Source organism: Salinigranum halophilum (assembly GCF_007004735.1).
Taxonomy (GTDB): Archaea; Halobacteriota; Halobacteria; order Halobacteriales; family Haloferacaceae; genus Salinigranum; species Salinigranum halophilum.
This window is the reverse complement of sequence record NZ_ML660182.1, coordinates 246,728-263,040: the sequence shown is the minus strand read 5'-3', so window position 1 is coordinate 263,040 and position 16,313 is coordinate 246,728. Positions and strand designations below refer to the sequence as shown.

14 protein-coding genes are annotated in these 16,313 nt (G+C 68.6%); 5 read left to right on the top strand and 9 right to left on the bottom strand.

Annotated features, from left to right (window positions below; genetic code table 11):
• Position 1: 1 nt before the first annotated feature.
• The 7 genes from E6N53_RS01345 to E6N53_RS01315 all read right to left on the bottom strand — a co-directional run bounded on the left by E6N53_RS01345 (position 2) and on the right by E6N53_RS01315 (position 7,685).
• Complete coding sequence (locus tag E6N53_RS01345; RefSeq protein WP_136588671.1) at positions 2–1,069, bottom strand: complex I subunit 1/NuoH family protein; 1,068 nt, start codon at positions 1,067–1,069, stop codon at positions 2–4.
• Complete coding sequence (locus tag E6N53_RS01340) at positions 1,069–2,745, bottom strand: NADH-quinone oxidoreductase subunit D (protein WP_142856299.1); 1,677 nt, start codon at positions 2,743–2,745, stop codon at positions 1,069–1,071. The genes E6N53_RS01345 and E6N53_RS01340 overlap by 1 nt, the downstream gene beginning before the upstream one ends.
• A complete protein-coding gene (locus tag E6N53_RS01335; RefSeq protein WP_136588669.1) occupies positions 2,742–3,443 on the bottom strand; it encodes an NADH-quinone oxidoreductase subunit B in 702 nt (233 codons plus the stop codon). Before E6N53_RS01335 ends, E6N53_RS01340 begins: the two co-directional genes overlap by 4 nt.
• Positions 3,440–3,856, bottom strand: coding sequence for an NADH-quinone oxidoreductase subunit A (locus E6N53_RS01330; RefSeq protein WP_136588668.1), 417 nt, complete (start codon positions 3,854–3,856; stop codon positions 3,440–3,442). The genes E6N53_RS01335 and E6N53_RS01330 overlap by 4 nt, the downstream gene beginning before the upstream one ends.
• Positions 3,857–4,029: 173 nt before the next feature.
• Positions 4,030–4,650: a 5-(carboxyamino)imidazole ribonucleotide mutase gene (gene purE / locus E6N53_RS01325; protein ID WP_142856297.1), complete on the bottom strand. Its 621-nt coding sequence runs from the start codon at positions 4,648–4,650 to the stop codon at positions 4,030–4,032.
• Between the two features lie 36 nt (positions 4,651–4,686).
• Entirely contained in the window at positions 4,687–5,859 is a 1,173-nt protein-coding gene (locus E6N53_RS01320) for a 5-(carboxyamino)imidazole ribonucleotide synthase (protein ID WP_269090086.1), read from the bottom strand.
• Positions 5,860–5,945: 86 nt separating this feature from the next.
• The gene (locus tag E6N53_RS01315) at positions 5,946–7,685 is read right to left on the bottom strand and encodes a flippase activity-associated protein Agl23 (protein ID WP_142856295.1); all 1,740 of its coding nucleotides are present in this window, start codon (positions 7,683–7,685) and stop codon (positions 5,946–5,948) included.
• 179 nt (positions 7,686–7,864) lie between these two features.
• Here E6N53_RS01315 and E6N53_RS01310 point away from each other — a divergent pair, with 179 nt between their 5' ends.
• The 5 genes from E6N53_RS01310 (at position 7,865) to E6N53_RS01290 (ending at position 13,574) form a co-directional block, all read left to right on the top strand.
• Positions 7,865–8,932: a 2,3-butanediol dehydrogenase gene (locus E6N53_RS01310; protein ID WP_142856293.1), complete on the top strand. Its 1,068-nt coding sequence runs from the start codon at positions 7,865–7,867 to the stop codon at positions 8,930–8,932.
• Between the two features lie 72 nt (positions 8,933–9,004).
• Positions 9,005–9,409, top strand: coding sequence for a 6,7-dimethyl-8-ribityllumazine synthase (gene ribH / locus E6N53_RS01305; protein WP_142856291.1), 405 nt, complete (start codon positions 9,005–9,007; stop codon positions 9,407–9,409).
• Positions 9,406–10,572, top strand: a complete 1,167-nt coding sequence (locus E6N53_RS01300; RefSeq protein WP_142856288.1) for a pyridoxal phosphate-dependent aminotransferase — start codon at positions 9,406–9,408, stop codon at positions 10,570–10,572. The genes ribH and E6N53_RS01300 overlap by 4 nt, the downstream gene beginning before the upstream one ends.
• Positions 10,573–10,661: 89 nt before the next feature.
• The gene (locus E6N53_RS01295; RefSeq protein WP_142856286.1) at positions 10,662–12,620 is read left to right on the top strand and encodes a DEAD/DEAH box helicase; all 1,959 of its coding nucleotides are present in this window, start codon (positions 10,662–10,664) and stop codon (positions 12,618–12,620) included.
• Positions 12,621–12,653: 33 nt separating this feature from the next.
• Complete coding sequence (locus E6N53_RS01290; RefSeq protein ID WP_136602178.1) at positions 12,654–13,574, top strand: sodium:calcium antiporter; 921 nt, start codon at positions 12,654–12,656, stop codon at positions 13,572–13,574.
• 262 nt (positions 13,575–13,836) lie between these two features.
• On the opposite strand, the gene E6N53_RS01285 is transcribed toward E6N53_RS01290, so the two are convergent.
• Both E6N53_RS01285 and E6N53_RS01280 read right to left on the bottom strand, forming a co-directional pair.
• A complete protein-coding gene (locus tag E6N53_RS01285; protein ID WP_142856284.1) occupies positions 13,837–14,784 on the bottom strand; it encodes a ribose 1,5-bisphosphate isomerase in 948 nt (315 codons plus the stop codon).
• A 42-nt stretch (positions 14,785–14,826) separates the two neighbouring features.
• On the bottom strand, positions 14,827–16,305 hold the full coding sequence (locus E6N53_RS01280) for an AMP phosphorylase (protein WP_142856282.1): 1,479 nt from the start codon (positions 16,303–16,305) through the stop codon (positions 14,827–14,829).
• Positions 16,306–16,313: the final 8 nt, after the last annotated feature.

Genomic DNA, 16,313 nt, shown 5'->3' with positions numbered 1-16,313 from the left:
GTTACGCGATCACCCCCACGATGATGGCCGTGAGCACCAGGTTCGCAAACGAAAGGACGAGCATACCCTTCCAGCCGATCTCGATGAGCTGGTCGATGCGGACGCGGGGCACCGCCGAGCGGCACCACTGCGTGAACAGGAAGAACGCCCACATCTTGATGATCATCCACACGAAGCCCGGCAGGACCGGGCCGGCCGGCCCGCCGAGGAACAACACGGCGGCGAGCGCGCCGCCGAGGAAGATGTGGATGAACTCGCCGAGATAGAAGAGGACGAAGTACACCGAGGAGTACTCCGTCTGGTAGCCGGCGACGATTTCGGTCGGCGCCTCCGGGATGTCGAACGGGTTGCGGCCGATCTCGGCCATGTTCGCCGCCATGAACAGGACGAACGCGAACGGGTTGACGAACGCGAACCACTGCGGAATCGTCACGCCCGCGACGGTGACGAGCGGCTCCGCCTGTGCGGAGACGATGCCGCTCATCTGAAGCGTCCCGGTGAAGATGACGACCGACGCGGCCGTAATCAGGAGCGGAATCTCGTACGCGATGTTCTGTGCGATAGAGCGCAGGCCACCGAGCAGCGAGTACTTGTTGTTCGATGCGTAGCCCGCCATCACCAGGCCGAGTGAGGCGATCGACGCCGCCGCGAAGGCGAACGCCAGCCCGGTCTCGGGGTCGGCCAACTGGATGCCGTTCCCGAACGGGATGACGGCGAACCCGAGGAGAGCCGAGAAGGGCAGGACGATGGGTGCGAGGTCCCACGCCGGCCGGTCCACGCCTTCGGGAACGATGAGCTCCTTCGAGAGCAGTCGGACCGCGTCCGCGACGATGATGAGCAGACCGAACGGACCGATACGGTTGACGGCGATCCTGTCGGTGAAGGCGGCGGTGATCTTCCGCTTCGCCCAGGGGCCGGCGACGGCCGTCATCGTCAGCATCAGGTTCGCGATGATGAACGCTCCGATGAGGCCGCCGACGACGGCACCCGCGAGACCGTCGAGCCCGAGGAGCCGCGCGATCGCGTCGGGGAGCGGCGCGCTCGACTGTAAGAGCGCCTCCGCGAGCATCAGCGATCCACCTCACCGAGCACGATGTCGAGGCTGCCGAGCGAGGCGATCATGTCGGGGATGTACTCTCCCTCACTCATCTCGGGGAGCGTCTGGAGGTTCGAGAAGCACGGCGAGCGGATCTTGAATCGGGCGGGCTTGTCCGTCCCGTCGGCGCGCATGTAGATGCCGAGTTCGCCCTTCGCCCCCTCGACCGCCCGGTAGATCTCCGTGTCGTCGTCCGGGCGGATGGTCCGGGGCACGTTCGCCTGGATGTTCCGCTCCTCTTCGGGCCAGTCCTCGAGCAGGTCGACGCACTGTTCGATGATCTTCGCCGACTCCTCGACCTCGCGCAGGCGCACGAGCAGGCGCGAGAAGTTGTCGCAGCCGTCCTCGGTGACGACGTCCCAGTCGAGTTCGTCGTAGTAGCCGTAGGGGTCGTCCCGACGGAGGTCGTAGTCGACGCCCGACCCGCGGGCGACCGGCCCGGTCGCGCCGTAGGACTTGGCGACCTCCGGCGGTAAGACGCCGGTCCCGACGGTGCGGACCTGCAGAATCTCGTTCGCCGAGATCATGTCGTGGTACTCCTCGAGTGCCTCGGGGAGTTCGTCGAGGAACGTCCGAATCTTGTCGAAGAAGTCCTCGCGGGGTTCGGGGAGGTCCCAGACCACTCCCCCTAACCGGAAGTAGTTGAACATCAGCCGCTGTCCGGTGAGGTCTTCCAGGATGTTCTGGGCCTTCTCGCGGTCGCGGACCGCGTACATGAAGATGGCCGTGAAGTCGCCGTAGACGTCCAGCGCGAACGTCCCGACGGCGAGCATGTGCGAGGCGATGCGGCAGACCTCCGCACCCAGGGTCCGGATGATCTGTGCGTACTCGGGCACCTCGATGTCGGCCATGTCTTCGGCCGCGCGCGCGTACGCCCACTCGTTGAGCAGCCCCGCCGAGATGTAGTCCCAGCGGTCGGGGTACGGCATGATCTGATAGCGGTAGGTCCCCTGCTGGCACAGCTGCTCTTCACAGCGGTGGAGGTAGCCGATGTCGGACTCGAGGTCGGCGATCTGCTCGCCGTCGAGCGTCGTCTTCACGTGAAGCACGCCGTGGGTCGCCGGGTGGTGCGGGCCGATGTTGACGAACATCGTGTTGCCCTCGTCGTCGGCGTGGTCTTCCTGCAGCGGGTTGGCGTGCTCTTTGAGGGTGACGATCTGCGGGCGGTCCTGGTCGTAGTCGAGGCCGAGGGGGTGACCCTGCCACGTCTCGGGGAGGAGGATGCGTCGGAGGTCGGGGTGACCCTCGTACTCGATACCGACCAGGTCGTACGCTTCGCGTTCGTGCCAGTCGGCGGTCCGGAACACCGGCTCGGCCGTCTGGCTCTTGGGGGCGTCCTTGGCGGTGGGGACGACGACGCTCGCCTCCCGCGTGCGGTCGTCGTAGGAGGTGAGGTGGTAGATGGACTCGTAGCGGTCCTCGTACTCCTGTGCGGTGACACACGAGAGGTGGTCGAAGCCGGCCTCCTGCTTGAGCGTCGAGAGGACGTCCTGGACGGCGTCGGGGCGAATCTCGAAGCCGGGCGCGTTCAGGTGGTCGTCACGCTTGAGGACGTGCTCGCCCAGCAGTTCCTCGAGCTCGTCGCCCGTGGTCGGAAGGGACTCCTCGACGAGTTCTGGCGTCGAGTCGGCGGGCTCTTCGAGACTCATGGCGAGTCACCCCAGTTGTAGCGCATGACGAGGTCGTCGGTGTCGATCTCCTCGGCCAGTTGGTCGACGATTTCGTCGCGCTCGAGGTCGCCGAACTGTTCGAGTTCGTAGGGTTTCACCGTCACCGGCGAGGACTCGCCGTTGGCGATGCGCTCTTGGAGCTTCGCGACGCCGTAGACGAGCGCCTCGGGGCGCGGGGGACAGCCCGGGACGTGGATGTCGACCGGGATGACCTCCTCTGCGCCCTTGATGACGTTGTACCCCTCCTGGAACGGCCCACCGGAGATGGTACACGAACCCATGCCGATGACGAACTTCGGCTCGGGCATCTGGTCGTAGACGCGCTTCATGCGCGGGGCGAACTTCGAGACGATGGTCCCGGGGACGATGATGACGTCCGCCTGTCGCGGGGAAGCCCGCGGCACACCGGCACCGAAGCGGTCGAGGTCGTGCTTGACGGCGTAGGTGTGCATCATCTCGATGCTGCAGCAGGCGATACCGAACTGCAGCATGAACATCGACGACCCGCGGACCCAGTTCATGAACTGGTCGAACTTCGTGAGAATGAACGGCGAGGAGCCGAACGCCTCACGCAGCGTCGAGTTGAACCGGTCGTCTGCCCCAGCCATCCGGGCGTCCCGGGTCGCGGTCTGTACTTGTGCGTCGTCGGTTACGAACGGTTTGTTGTCGCTGCTCATGCGTCTTGTCTCTCTGTCTTCCGGCGGCTCGCACGCGGGCTCTTGACCCACCTGACGGCGCCGTTACGCCACGCCCACACGAGGCCGACGACCAGCACGCCGATGAATATCAGCATCGGCAGCAACACGGTCGCCAGGCTCGCGCCCTGTTCGAGCGCGGACCGGTAGATGACGGTCCACGGGAGGATGAGAACGGTTTCGATGTCGAAGATGACGAACAGCAGCGCGACCATGTAGTACTGAATGTTGAACTGGACGCGCGCCGTCCCTGTCGGCACCTCACCGCTCTCGTAGGTGGCGCTCTTGCCTTGTTCCGGCACGGTCGGGCGCAGAATCGCCGAAGCGGCCATCATCCCCAGGGGGAGGCCGATTCCGACGAGGCCCAACGCGCCGATTGCTATCCAATCGTTCATACGGAAGTCTCCTATCGTCCGTCGGTTAGAACACCACCATTATAAGCGTTGATTTGTGCCCTGGCGGGCGACCGAACACCGCTCCGTCCGCTATCTTCACGGAGCGACAGCGTTCGCAGAAAGTCGTGCCATGTGATATCACGTGACGATGCCGCTGTCGGGCGGTTTGCCGCCTACGACTCGTCGGAGCGCGCGCGGAACCCCTCGAGTCCCAGGTCGTGGAGGGCCCGGGAGACGTCCGCGACACCCTCCTTCTGGCCCTCGTGGAACGCGACGAGTCGCTCGTTCACCTCGTCGTGTTCGCGCGCGAGCACCTGCGCGGCCGACAGGGCGGCGTTGAACGACTTGCCCGCGTCGACCGCGGTGATGGGCGCGCCGGTCGGCATCCCGATGACGGAGTCGACGGACTTCTCCTGAACCGGGACACCCACCACGGGCACCGGGAACGCGATGGAGGCGGTCATGTTCGGGAGGTCCGCGCTCTTGCCGCCGGCACCGGCGACGATGACGTCGAGGCCACGCGCCTCCGCGGTGTCCGCGTAGGCGTACATCAGGTCGGGCGTCCGGTGTGCGGAGACGACGTAGCTCTCGAAGGTGAACCGTTCCTCGGGGGAGTCCCCGAAGTCTGTCTGCTCGCCGAAGCCGAGTTCGGAGAGTGCCTCGTACGCCCCCGCCATCACGGGGAGGTCCGAGTCGGAGCCCATGATGATGCCCACGTCGGGGGTCTCCTCTGCGGGGCGGTCCTGTGCGGCTTCGTCGCGGAGTCTGTCGATGAGGTCGGATTCGTCGGTCATTGGCAGGGTCGGTGAAATGTCAGTGTCGCGTGGTGGTCAGTGAAACGTCAGGCTGTCGCGTGTCTCTCTCGCGCGCGAGAGGAGCGTCTCCGTGTCGTCGACGCCGTCTCCCTCGCCGGCGTCGCCCACGAGCGTCACGTGGCCCATCTTCCGCAGCGGACGGACCTCGTGTTTCCCGTACCAGTGCAGCGCTGCGCCGGGTGCGGCGAGAACGGCGTCGACGTTACCGAGGCGCGCCGGCCGTGGCGCGTCGACGGTCCCGAGGACGTTCGCCGACACCGTCGGCGCGCGCAGTCGAGTCGACCCGAGCGGCCACCCCAACACGGCACGGACGTGCTGTTCGAACTGGGAGGTGACGGCACCCTCGATGCTCCAGTGGCCCGAGTTGTGCGGACGCGGGGCGATCTCGTTCACGAGGATGTTGCCGTCGACCTCGAACAGTTCGATGCCGTAGACGCCGCGGCCCGCGAGTTCGGCGAGGACGTCGCGGGCGACACGCTGTGCGCGGTCGGCCACCGCGTCCGTCGTCCGTGCCGGGACGACGGTCTCTCTGAGTATCTCCTCCTCGTGGACGTTCTCGCCGACGGGGAACGTTCGGATCTCGTCGTCGCCGACACAGCCGATGACCGAGAGTTCGCGGTCGAAGTCGACGAACGCCTCGGCCATGACCATCCCCTCGAGCTGGTCGAGCGCGTCGGCGGCGTCGGCCGGCGTCGGCACGGGCACGTTCCCGCGGCCGTCGTAGCCGCCGCGGCGTGCCTTGAGCATGACGCCGTCGAACTCGTCGACGGCCGATTCGAGGTCGGCGACGCTCTCGACGCGGCGGAACGGCGCGACGGGGACGTTCGCGTCCGAGAGCATCCGGTTCTGGTGGAACTTGTCCTCGATGACGCGGAGCGTGTCGGGCGAGGGGTGGACCGGGACGTCGTGTGCTCGGCTCACCTCGTCGAGGAGGTCCGGGTCGGCGAGTTCGATCTCGTAGGTGAGGACGTCACACCGCGCGGCGAGGTCGGCGACCCCCTCGGGGTCGTCGAAGGAGCCGACGACCTGGTCGGCAGCGACCGACGCGGGGCACTCGGGGGTCGGGTCGAGCACGACCACGCTGACGCCGAGCGGAGCCGCGGCCTCGGCCAGCATCCGGCCGAGCTGGCCGCCGCCGACGACGCCGAGGGTCGGCCCGGGGAGGGTGGGGGCGGAGTCGAGTGTCACGCGCGTCAGTCGTGTACGTCAGTGCATAAGAGTTGCCACCTCGCCCCGCGAGATAGACACGGACGTGTGGTCCGACGAGGCGCGGGTTAGCTCGTCGCGCGCCGGAGGGCGTCCTGGTCGACGAAGACCACGATGTGTTCACCCCAGAGCTTGAACGCGTGCTCGCGGGCCGTGTACCCCTCGAGGTGCGGTTCGACCTCGGAGCGGTCCCAGTCGTGTGCGATGACGACCGGCGGCGCGTCCGCGAGCGCCTCCTCGGGCGGCGTCTCGGGCGCGGTCGAGGTCACCTCCGCGTCGGACAGTTCGAGGTACCACGGGAGCGGGAGCCGCGAGTGCCAGGCAGGGCCACCCGGCGGTGGCGTGTCGGCGGAGGACTCGTCGGAGACGTACAGTTCGACGGAGTCGCCGCCGGGTGTCGTCGTCCCGTAGAAGAGGACGTCCGTCCCCTCGTTGGCCTCGACGACCGCCCGCATCTCCACGACGGATTCGCGGAGGTCGTTCCCGGGCTGAGCCCACTGGAGGACTGCCTTGTCCGCCTCCTCGGTGGAGTTCCAGTACGCCGCGTTCGCCCCCATCGTCCCGCCGAGGGCGGCGAGGAGCACGAGCGCGGCGAGGCCGGTCGAGACCCGGTCGTCGTCGCCGAGCGCGTCGAGGCCGGCGCGGAAGGCGAACGCGAGGCCGACCGCGGCGGGAATCGCGAAGGGAACGACGGCGTGGACAACCGCCCACGGGGCTTCGATGTCCGTCGCGAGCGGGTAGCCGACGACGCTCGCGAGCCCCCAGTAGACCGCGAAGGCGACGAGCGGCCGAAAGCCCGGGTCGACGGGCGAGTAGCGGTCGACCACCGACCCGACGAGGCCGAACACGAGGACCACCGGCGCGCCGTAGACGAGCGTCTCCAGATAGTCGTGCAGGAACGGGAGGTACGGGTTGTCCTGGTGACCGCCGTCGATCCAGGTGCCGTAGAGCCGTTCTGCGGGTTCGACCGTACTGGCCTCGACCACGCCGGGCAGCGACGCCGGGTTCGACAGCGCGGTCCAGAGGTCCGGGCGCGGGGCGTAGAAGAAGACGACGACGACGAAGAACGCCGCGAGGGCCCCGACGGCGGCGAGGCCGACTCGGGCGAGGCCGCGCTCGAACGTCCCCTCCTCGCCGCGGACCCACCGGTAGGCGGCGGTGGGCCACGTCTCGGCGAAGACGTCGCTCAACCGGGTACCTGCCCGCGCCTCGCGGACGAGTCGGTGGTCGAGGAGGAGCGCGCCGGCACCGAGGAAACAGAGGACGTAGAGCAGGGCGTTCTCCTTCGTGGTGAACGCCAGCCCCATGGAGGCACCGGCCCCGACCAGATACGGGAGGCGGCGGGTCACCAGCAGTCTGAGGAGGAAGCCGAGGGCGACGACGGAGAACGCGGCGACGAGGACGTCGTTGCGCATGAAGCGCGAGTAGTACACGAGAAGCGGATTGAGCGCGAACAGCGCGCCGAGCGCGACGACCTCGTCGTCGTCGAGGTAGTCACGGAACAGCCACGCGGCCAGCGGCAAGAGTCCGCCGACCACCGCAACGGGGAGCCGAGCGGCGAAGTCAGAGGCGGGGACGACGGCGAAGAGGTAGTCGTTGACGATGGGGAGGAACGGACCGTGGACGATGGGGCGGTACGAGTGAATCCCCGTCTCCTGATAGCGGAGAATCCAGTAGCCGACGCGTCCCTCGTCCCAGTGCATCACGCGGCCGCCGAGCGAGACGACGCGGAGGAGGAGGGCGAGGAGGGAGAGTCCCAGGAGGGCGAGGAAGGTTCTCGAGGCGAGCGGCCCCTCGTCGGTACGCATGGGTGGTAGTCGGGCACCCGCAGGTTACAACTCTTGTGTTCCGTCACGGACGCGTCGAGCCGTGTGTTCCGTCACGGGTCCGTCGTGCGAGTTCGGTGCGGCCCCGTTCTCGTCAGGGCACACTGGACAGATATGAATAATAATCATTTATCATTTGGTGCGTGGTACCTGCTGTCGTAATGCGCGCAGCAGTTTACTACGGTCAGAAGGACGTGAGAGTCGAAGACGTCGAACCCGCGACAGTTGGACGGGGGCAGGTGCGGGTCGACGTGGAGACCTGTGGCATCTGCGGGACGGACCTGCACGAGTACGCCGCAGGTCCCATCTTCATTCCGGGCGAGGCACCCCACCCGCTCTCGGGCAAGCAGATGCCCATCACGATGGGCCACGAGTTCAGCGGCGTGGTGAGCGAAGTCGGCGACGGCGTCGAGTCGCTCGACGAGGGTGACGCGGTCGCTATCAACCCCATCCTCCACTGCGGCGAGTGCCGCCAGTGCGCCGAGGGCAACTACCACATCTGTGCGGACATCAACTTCGTCGGTCTCGCCGCCGACGGTGGGTTCTCCGAGAACGTGGTCGTGGCCGAACACCAGGCGGTCCCGCTCGCCGAGGGGGTCCCCATCGAACACGGGGCGCTCGTCGAACCGCTGGCCGTCGGCCTGCACGCGGTCCGCCGCGCGGGTGTCCAGGCCGGCGACTCGGTCGCCGTGTTCGGCAGCGGCCCCATCGGCCTCTCGGTCATCCAGTCGCTCCGCGCCGCGGGTGCGGGCGACATCATCGTCTCCGAACCCCGGAAGGCCCGCCGGGAACTGGCGACGGAGTCCGGTGCGACCCACCTCGTCGACCCGACGGAGGTGGACGCGGTCGAGGAGATACACGACCTCACCGGTGGCGGTGTCGACAACGCGTTCGAGGTCGCCGGCATCGAGGCGACGTACAAGCAGTCCATCCAGGCCACCCGGCCGCAGGGGACGACCACCATCGTCAGCATCTTCGAGGAGGAAGCGAGCGCACACCCGCTCGGCATCGTCACCGGCGAGCGCTCGATACAGGGGACGTTGGCGTACCTCGGCGGGCCACGGTCGGGCGAGGAGTACGGGATGGTCATCGACATGCTCGCGGACGGCACGCTGGACGTCGACCCCCTCATCACCGCGCGAATCGACCTCGACGACATCATCGACGAGGGCTTCGAGTCGCTGCTCGACCCCGAGAGCGACCAGGTGAAAATCCTCGTCAAGCCCTGAGCGTCGCCAGGACGGACGGCGGAGACGGGCCCGGGACGACACCTCTTTTACCACCCCGGCGGACCCACCGATATGACTCGACTGGGACTGGTCGTCGCGAAGTTCAACGAATCGGTGACGGGACCGATGGAGACGCGCGCGAGAGAGGCCGCCGCCGAGCACGAGGCGGAAATCGTCGAGACGCTCTCGGTGCCGGGGAGCTACGACACCCCGCTCGCGGCGGACCGTCTCGCCCGGCGCGACGACGTCGACGCCGTGGCCGTCGTGGGCGCCATCGTCACCGGCGACACCGACCACGACCGCGTCATCGCCGACGCGGCCGCGCAGGGACTCACGCAGGTGAGCCTCGACCGGGACACGCCGGTGCTGTTCGGCGTCTCCGGGCCGGGGATGAGCGGTGCCGAAGCCCGCGAGCGCGTCGACAAAGGAGCGGAAGCGGTATACGCCGCCGTGGAAATGGTGGAAGCACTAGCATGAGCGAACACGAATTCGACTTCGCGGCGCGCGTCGAGCGGGTGGAGCCGAGCGCGACGCTCGCCATCTCGAACCTCGCCTCGGAACTCGAAGCACAGGGGAAAGACGTCGTCGACCTCTCCGTCGGTGAACCCGACTTCCCGACGCCCGACAACGTCGTCCGGGCCGGCAAGGACGCGATCGACGCGGGGCACACGGGTTACACCTCCTCGAACGGGATTCCCGAACTCCGCGAGGCCATCGCGACGAAACTGCAGGGCAACGGCATCGACTGTGGGTCGGAGAACATCGTCGTCACTCCCGGCGGCAAGCAGGGCCTGTTCGAGGTCATCCAGACAATCGTCGACGACGGGGACGAGGTCGTCCTCCTGGACCCCGCGTGGGTCTCCTACGAGGCGATGGTGAAGCTCGCGGGTGGCACCCTCTCGCGCGTCGACCTCTCCCCGTACGACTTCCAGCTCGAACCGGCGCTCGACGACCTCGCCGAGGCCGTCAGCGACGACACCGAACTCCTCGTCGTCAACTCCCCGTCGAACCCGACCGGGTCGGTGTTCACGGACGCGGCGCTCGAAGGCGTCCGCGACCTCGCCGTCGAACACGACATCGCCGTCATCTCCGACGAGATCTACGAGCGCATCGCCTACGACGTCGAGCCGACCTCGCTCGGCGCGCTGGAGGGGATGGAAGACCGCACCATCACCCTCAACGGCTTCTCGAAGGCGTTCTCGATGACCGGGTGGCGGCTCGGCTACTACTGCGCGCCCGAGGAACTCGTCTCGCAGGCGGGGAAGGTCCACTCGCACTCCGTCTCCTGTGCCGTCAACTTCGTCCAGCACGCGGGCGTCGAGGCGCTGTCGGAGCGCACCGACGACACCGTCGTCGAGATGCGCGACGCCTTCCGCGAGCGCCGTGACATGCTCCTCGAACTGTTCGACGAACACGACGTCGAGGTGCCGTACCCCGACGGCGCGTTCTACATGATGCCGAAGTTCGCACCCGACGGCGACGACCAGCAGTGGTGTGAGGACGCGCTCGAACAGGCGCAGGTCGCCACCGTGCCCGGCAGCGCGTTCGGCGCGCCCGGCTACGCCCGCATCTCCTACGCCGCGAGCGAGGACCGCCTCCGCGAGGCCGTCGACCGCCTCGCCGCGGCCGACCTCATCTGAGGCGCGACGACGCCCGTCGTGCCGAACGGGACGGTGACGACTGACTGGCGCGGAGACTTTTATACCGGAACGGCCCCAGAAACGAACGAATGCGCGTTCGTGACCTGCCGCTCGCCGACGACCTCGTCGCCCACTACGAGGCCGCGGGTATCACCGACCTCTATCCGCCGCAGGCGGCGGCCGTCGACGCGGGCATCACCCGCGGCGAGAACGTCGTCGTCGCCGTCCCCACCGCGAGCGGAAAGACGTTCATCGCCGAGCTCGCGATGCTCACCTCTGGCGGCCCGGCGCTGTACATCGTCCCGCTCCGCGCGCTCGCCCGCGAGAAGTACGAGACGTTCTCCGACCTCCCCGGCGTCGAGGTCGGCATCTCCACGGGCGACCTCGATTCGACGGCGGAACTCGGCGCGTACGACGTCGTCGTCGCCACGGCCGAGAAGGTCGACTCCGCCATCAGAAGCGGGGCGTCCTGGGTCGACGACCTCGCCTGCGTCGTCGTCGACGAGGTCCACCTCCTCGGCTCCAAAGGCAGAGGGCCGACACTCGAAGTGACCATGGCGACGCTCGGCCGCCGCGCCCCCGACGTCCAGATCGTGGCGCTGTCGGCGACGGTCGACAACCCCGACGAGATCGCCGACTGGCTCGGGGCCGAACTCGTCCGGAGCCGGTGGCGTCCCGTCGACCTCCGCACCGGCGTCTACGCCGAGGGACGCGTCGACTTCGACGACGGCTCGACCCTGCCGGTCGCGGTCGACACGGACGGAGACGGGGATGGGGACGAGGACGCGGGGACGGCGGCGACGGTCGAACTCGTCCGCGGGGCCATCGACGACGGCGGCCAGTGCCTCGCGTTCGTGCGCTCGCGCCGCGAGGCGGAAACGCTCGCGGCACGCCTGGCCGAGGCCGGCGTCGGGGCGGCCGCCGCGGCGGACGAACTCGGCGAGGAGGTTCGAGACGCCGGCCGGGCCGACACGGGGCGGCGACTCGCCGAGTGCGTCGAGGGCGGCGTCGCGTTCCACCACGCCGGCCTCCGCGCCGAACACCGCGCTCTCGTCGAGAACGCCTTCCGGGACCGAGCGCTGAAGTGCATCTGCGCGACGCCGACGCTCGCCGCCGGGGTGAACGTCCCCGCGCGGCGGGTCGTCATCCGCGACCAGCAACGCTACACGGGGTCGGGGATGGAGTGGCTCCCCGTCCTCGAGGTCCACCAGATGTGCGGGCGGGCGGGTCGACCGCACCTCGACCCTTACGGCGAGGCGGTGCTGGTCGCCGACGACGAGGACGGACGGGCGGAACTGGAAGACCGATACGTCGGCGCGGAACCGGAGGCCGTCGAGTCCCAACTGGCCGACCGGGAGGCGCTCCGGACCCACGTCCTCGCCATCGTCGCCTCGGGCTTCGCCGACTCCCAGGGAGGGATACTCGACCTGCTCGACGCCACGTTCTACGCGCACGACCGGCCCGAGGAAGGCCTCGCTGGCCTCGTCGAGAGCGTGGTCGACGACCTGGTCGAGTGGGAGATGCTCGCCGCCCAGAACGGGGAGGGTGCGGAGACGCTGACGGCGACGACGCTCGGCGAGGCCGTCTCCCGCCAGTACATCGCGCCGCAGACCGGCGCGCGCGTCGTCAGTGGCATCGAGACGATGCGGGGGATGGAGACCGTCACCGGCCTCACCGCGCTCGAGGTCGTCTGCGACACGCCGGACATGCACGGCACCTACCTCGGAAATCGCGAGCGGGCGGCGATGTACCAGTTCGCCCGGCGCCACGCGGCCGAACTCACCACCGACATGGGCGCGACCGACCGGTTCGAGCGGTGGCTCGAGGCGGTGAAGACCGCCCGCATCCTGCTCGAGTGGGCCGACGGCGCGTCGACGGACGCCCTCGTCGAGGAGTACCGCATCGGGCCGGGCGACCTCGAATCGCGCGTCGAGCGCGCGCAGTGGCTACTCGGTGCCGCGGCCGCCGTCGCGGACGTGGTCGGCGGTGACGGGTCGGCGTTCAGGAGCGTTCGAGAGCGACTCGCACCGGACGTGTCGGACGGGTAAGACCTTTCCCACGGAGCGGCGTCTCGACGGACGATGCTGGTCGAACTCGCCCTGTTCGTCGTCGGCCTCGCGGCACTCGTCGTCGGGTCGGACCGCGCCGTGACGGCCGCGGCCGAAGTCGCCAAGTTCTACGGAATCTCGCCGTTCTTCATCGGCGTCACGCTCATCTCGGTCGGCACGTCGGTACCGGAGATGGTGACGTCGGTGTACGGCGCGTGGTACGGCGCGGGCGACATCGTCGTCGGGAACATCGTCGGCTCCGAAACGGCGCAGATCACGCTCGCCATCGGCATCGTCGCGCTTATCTCACCCATCGTCGCCGAGCGGCGGAACGTGATGATATACGGCGGCGCGATGACGCTCGCGATGGTCGTGATGCTCCTGACGCTCGACGACGGCGTCGTCCAGCGGTCGGAGGGCGTGTTGATGATGCTCGCGTACGTGAACTTCGTCTACACGCTGTACACCAACGAGGGCGGGAGCGAGGTCGCCGAGGAGATCGTCGAGGAGTCCGAACCCCCCGAGCGGGCGTTACCGCTGGTCGTCGGTGGGCTCGCCCTGGTCGTCGTCGGGGGACACCTGCTCGTGACCAACGGAGTCGCTATCGCCCGTGTCGTCGGTGTGTCGGAGTTCCTCATCGGCATCCTCACCGGCCTCGGGACGACGGCACCGGAGGTCTTCGTCGCGGGACTGGCCGCCCACCGGGGCGATTCGGGCATCTCCGTCGGGTCTATTCTCGGGAGCAACATCACCGACCCCGTCTTCTCGCTCGGAGTCGGCGCGCTCGTCACCGACGTGGTCGTGACGGACCTCGGAGCCGTCCAGTCGGCGGCGGCGTACATGCTCGTCGTCTCGCTTCTCGTGCTCGGACTGTTCTACTGGCGTCGCGGCATCGGCCGCCGGGCGGCGCTCGGCTGTCTCGCGCTGTATCTGCCGTCGTTCCTGTTCGTGTGAGCCGTTCCGCTACGGCGGTAGACGTGGCCACGCGAGGGGGGTGCAACACGACCATGACGCCGCCGACGTGACCAGCGACGGTGCAACACGACGGCGGAGTCGCCAGGGCGGTGTACCCACCCCCTCCCCAGCCGCTTCGGACACTCGCTCACGGTCGTTCGCTCGTGTCCTCATCCCTCGCACGAGCGCCCCGCGGCACGGAGGCCGCGGAGCCGCGCGCCCCCACCCCGACTGGCCGGCCCTCCGGTCGCGACTCACGACCTCACGGCTCTTCCCACGGACGGGTCGTCCCCTCGCCGAACAGTTCGCGCATCAGCGTGACGATGCTCTCCGGGGGGAACTGGCCGCGTTCGGTCACGATGGCGTCGACGTATCTCGGGGGCGTCACGTCGAACGCCGGGTTCACCACGTCGGGGGCACCGATGCTCGCCCGGGTCGCCTCGTCGATGACCTCTGTGACGTCCCGGGTCTCGATGTCGACGGTGTGGCCCGTGAGCGTCGCCGGGTGGAGCTTCAGCGTCTGGGCGGCGACCATGATGGGCGTCCCCCGGTCGCGGGCGTTCACCGCGAGGCCCGAGGTGCCGATCTTGTTGATGACGCTCCCGTCGGCGGCGATGGAGTCCGCGCCGACGAGGACGTGGTCGACGTCGTTCAGGTAGTGTCGCGCCGCGCTGTCGACGATGAGCGTCACGGGGACGCCCAACTCGGACAGCGCCTCCGCGGTGATGTGCCCCTGGTTTCGGGGTCGAGTCTCCTTGACGATGGCTCTCAGTTCCTTGCCCTGGTCGACGGCGGCCTCGACGCACGCGAGCGCGTCCGTCGAGTGACAGTGCGTCATGACGACGTCACCGTCGCGGAGCCGGTTCGCGCCCACCTCGCCGAGGTCCGCCTGCGCGTGCTCCAGGCGGGCGCAGAACTCCGCGACGGTCGTCTCCACCGACTCGCGGAGCGCCGCGACGGTCTGTCCGTCCGCGCCGTGGAGCACGTACCGAAGCGCGTTCGGCAGGCTCACCGCCGTCGGGCGGGTCTCGAACAGGGTCCGCGCCGCCGCCCGTAACTCCGCTCGAAACGCCTCGGGCGTCTCCGCGTCGCTCGTCCGTGCCTGCGAACGAAGGGCCCGAGCGGCCGCGTCCGCGATAGCCGCGGCACCACGTGTCTCCATGGCGTCGATGGCCGCAGCCGTCTCGTGGACCTCCCTGTGCACGTCCATGTATCAGGCTAGCACGCGGGGGCTGAAAAGTTGGACGGGGAGTCAGACGCGCTCGACGAGCGTCTCTCGCGCCCCGCGGACGCGAATCAGCTCCGACCGGTCGATGAGCGACGAGGCGTCGTCGAGTTTGGCATCGACGTCGGCGTGGACGGTACAGAGCGGCTCCCCTGCTTCGACGGTGTCGCCGGCGCGGCAGTGGAGGTCGACGCCGGCACCGTGGTCTCTCGGGGCCCCCGCCCGCCTCGCGACGTCGTTCACGAGGCGGTTGTCGACGTGGGTGACGATGCCACTGCGGTCGGCGTGGACGACTCGGGTGTGTCTCCCGGCGGAGAGGTCGCCGGGCGAGACGTCCGGGTCGCCGCCCTGGGCGGCGACGATGCGCCTGAACCGGTCGAGCGCCGCGCCGGAGTCGAGGAGTTCGGTCGCGTCGGCGTCGACGTCACAGCACTCGAACAGCACGTCCGCGAGGCGGATGCTCTTGAGTCGGAGGTCGGCCGGTCCCGCCCCGTCGAGCGTCTCGAGCACGTCGCGCGCCTCGAGCGTCGGTCCGACCCCGCGTCCGATGGGTTGTGACCCGAGCGTGATGGCACACTCGACGGACAGTCCGATGTGTTCGCCCACCCGACGGATGTCGGTCGCGAACTCCCGGGCGCGCGCCAGGCTCTCCATCTTCGCGCCCTCGCCGTACGGGATGTCGACGACGACGTGGGTCGAGCCCGCGCTCTTTTTCTTCGAGAGGACCGAGGCGATGAGCTGTCCAGGGGGGTCCAACGAGAGCGGTGTCTCCGCGCGGATGATCTTGTCGTCGACCGGCGAGAGGTTCACCGCACCCCCCCAGACGATACACGCGCCGACCTCGTCGACGAGCCGTTCGACCTCGGCGCGGGTAAAAGAGACGTCGCAGAACACCTCCATCGTGTCTGCGGTCCCCGCGGCCGACGTCACGGCGCGCGACGACGTCTTCGGTATCGTGAGCCCCGCACTGGCGACGAGCGGGACCAGTACCGGGGTGACGCGGTTGCCCGGGACCCCCCCGATGGAGTGTTTGTCCGCGACGACGTCGCGGTCCCAGGTGATGACCTCGCCGACGGCCGTCATCTGTTCTGTGAGGTGCAGCGTCTCCTGCAGCGAGAGGCCGTTCGCGTACACACCAGCGACGTAGGCACCGAGTTCGACGTCAGCGAGCCGCTCTTCGGTGATGTCGTGGACGATTCGCTCGAACTCGCGGCTCTCGAGTTCGATGTCGTCGAGCTTCTTACGGATGTATCGGACCGACGCCGGTGTCGGTGCCAGGGAGACGTCGACGGGGCCTGTGACGGCATCGAGCCGACGCGTCGTCCCGACGACGCCGGGCGGGACGAGCTGGTCGGTGAGTTCGACGATGCCGACGGTCGTCCCGCCCTCGTGGTCGAGGTGGACTCGGTCGAGCGGGTGCACGCCGAGTTCGGCCGCGTCGCTCTCGTTCAACAGCACTGTCGGCGACCGCGAGGCGATGTCGACCGGTTCGACGGTGAACTGCATGTGCGGAG

Excerpts from the sequence above, each read along its gene's own strand:
- E6N53_RS01345 (WP_136588671.1), bottom strand. The coding sequence starts at position 1,069 with ATGCTCGCGGAGGCGCTCTTACAGTCGAGCGCGCCGCTCCCCGACGCG.
- E6N53_RS01285 (WP_142856284.1), bottom strand. The coding sequence starts at position 14,784 with ATGGACGTGCACAGGGAGGTCCACGAGACGGCTGCGGCCATCGACGCC.
- E6N53_RS01330 (WP_136588668.1), bottom strand. The coding sequence starts at position 3,856 with ATGAACGATTGGATAGCAATCGGCGCGTTGGGCCTCGTCGGAATCGGC.
- E6N53_RS01315 (WP_142856295.1), bottom strand. The coding sequence starts at position 7,685 with ATGCGTACCGACGAGGGGCCGCTCGCCTCGAGAACCTTCCTCGCCCTC.
- E6N53_RS01310 (WP_142856293.1), top strand. The coding sequence starts at position 7,865 with ATGCGCGCAGCAGTTTACTACGGTCAGAAGGACGTGAGAGTCGAAGAC.
- E6N53_RS01340 (WP_142856299.1), bottom strand. The coding sequence starts at position 2,745 with ATGAGTCTCGAAGAGCCCGCCGACTCGACGCCAGAACTCGTCGAGGAG.
- E6N53_RS01335 (WP_136588669.1), bottom strand. The coding sequence starts at position 3,443 with ATGAGCAGCGACAACAAACCGTTCGTAACCGACGACGCACAAGTACAG.
- E6N53_RS01300 (WP_142856288.1), top strand. The coding sequence starts at position 9,406 with ATGAGCGAACACGAATTCGACTTCGCGGCGCGCGTCGAGCGGGTGGAG.
- E6N53_RS01295 (WP_142856286.1), top strand. The coding sequence starts at position 10,662 with ATGCGCGTTCGTGACCTGCCGCTCGCCGACGACCTCGTCGCCCACTAC.
- ribH (WP_142856291.1), top strand. The coding sequence starts at position 9,005 with ATGACTCGACTGGGACTGGTCGTCGCGAAGTTCAACGAATCGGTGACG.
- purE (WP_142856297.1), bottom strand. The coding sequence starts at position 4,650 with ATGACCGACGAATCCGACCTCATCGACAGACTCCGCGACGAAGCCGCA.
- E6N53_RS01290 (WP_136602178.1), top strand. The coding sequence starts at position 12,654 with ATGCTGGTCGAACTCGCCCTGTTCGTCGTCGGCCTCGCGGCACTCGTC.
- E6N53_RS01280 (WP_142856282.1), bottom strand. The coding sequence starts at position 16,305 with ATGCAGTTCACCGTCGAACCGGTCGACATCGCCTCGCGGTCGCCGACA.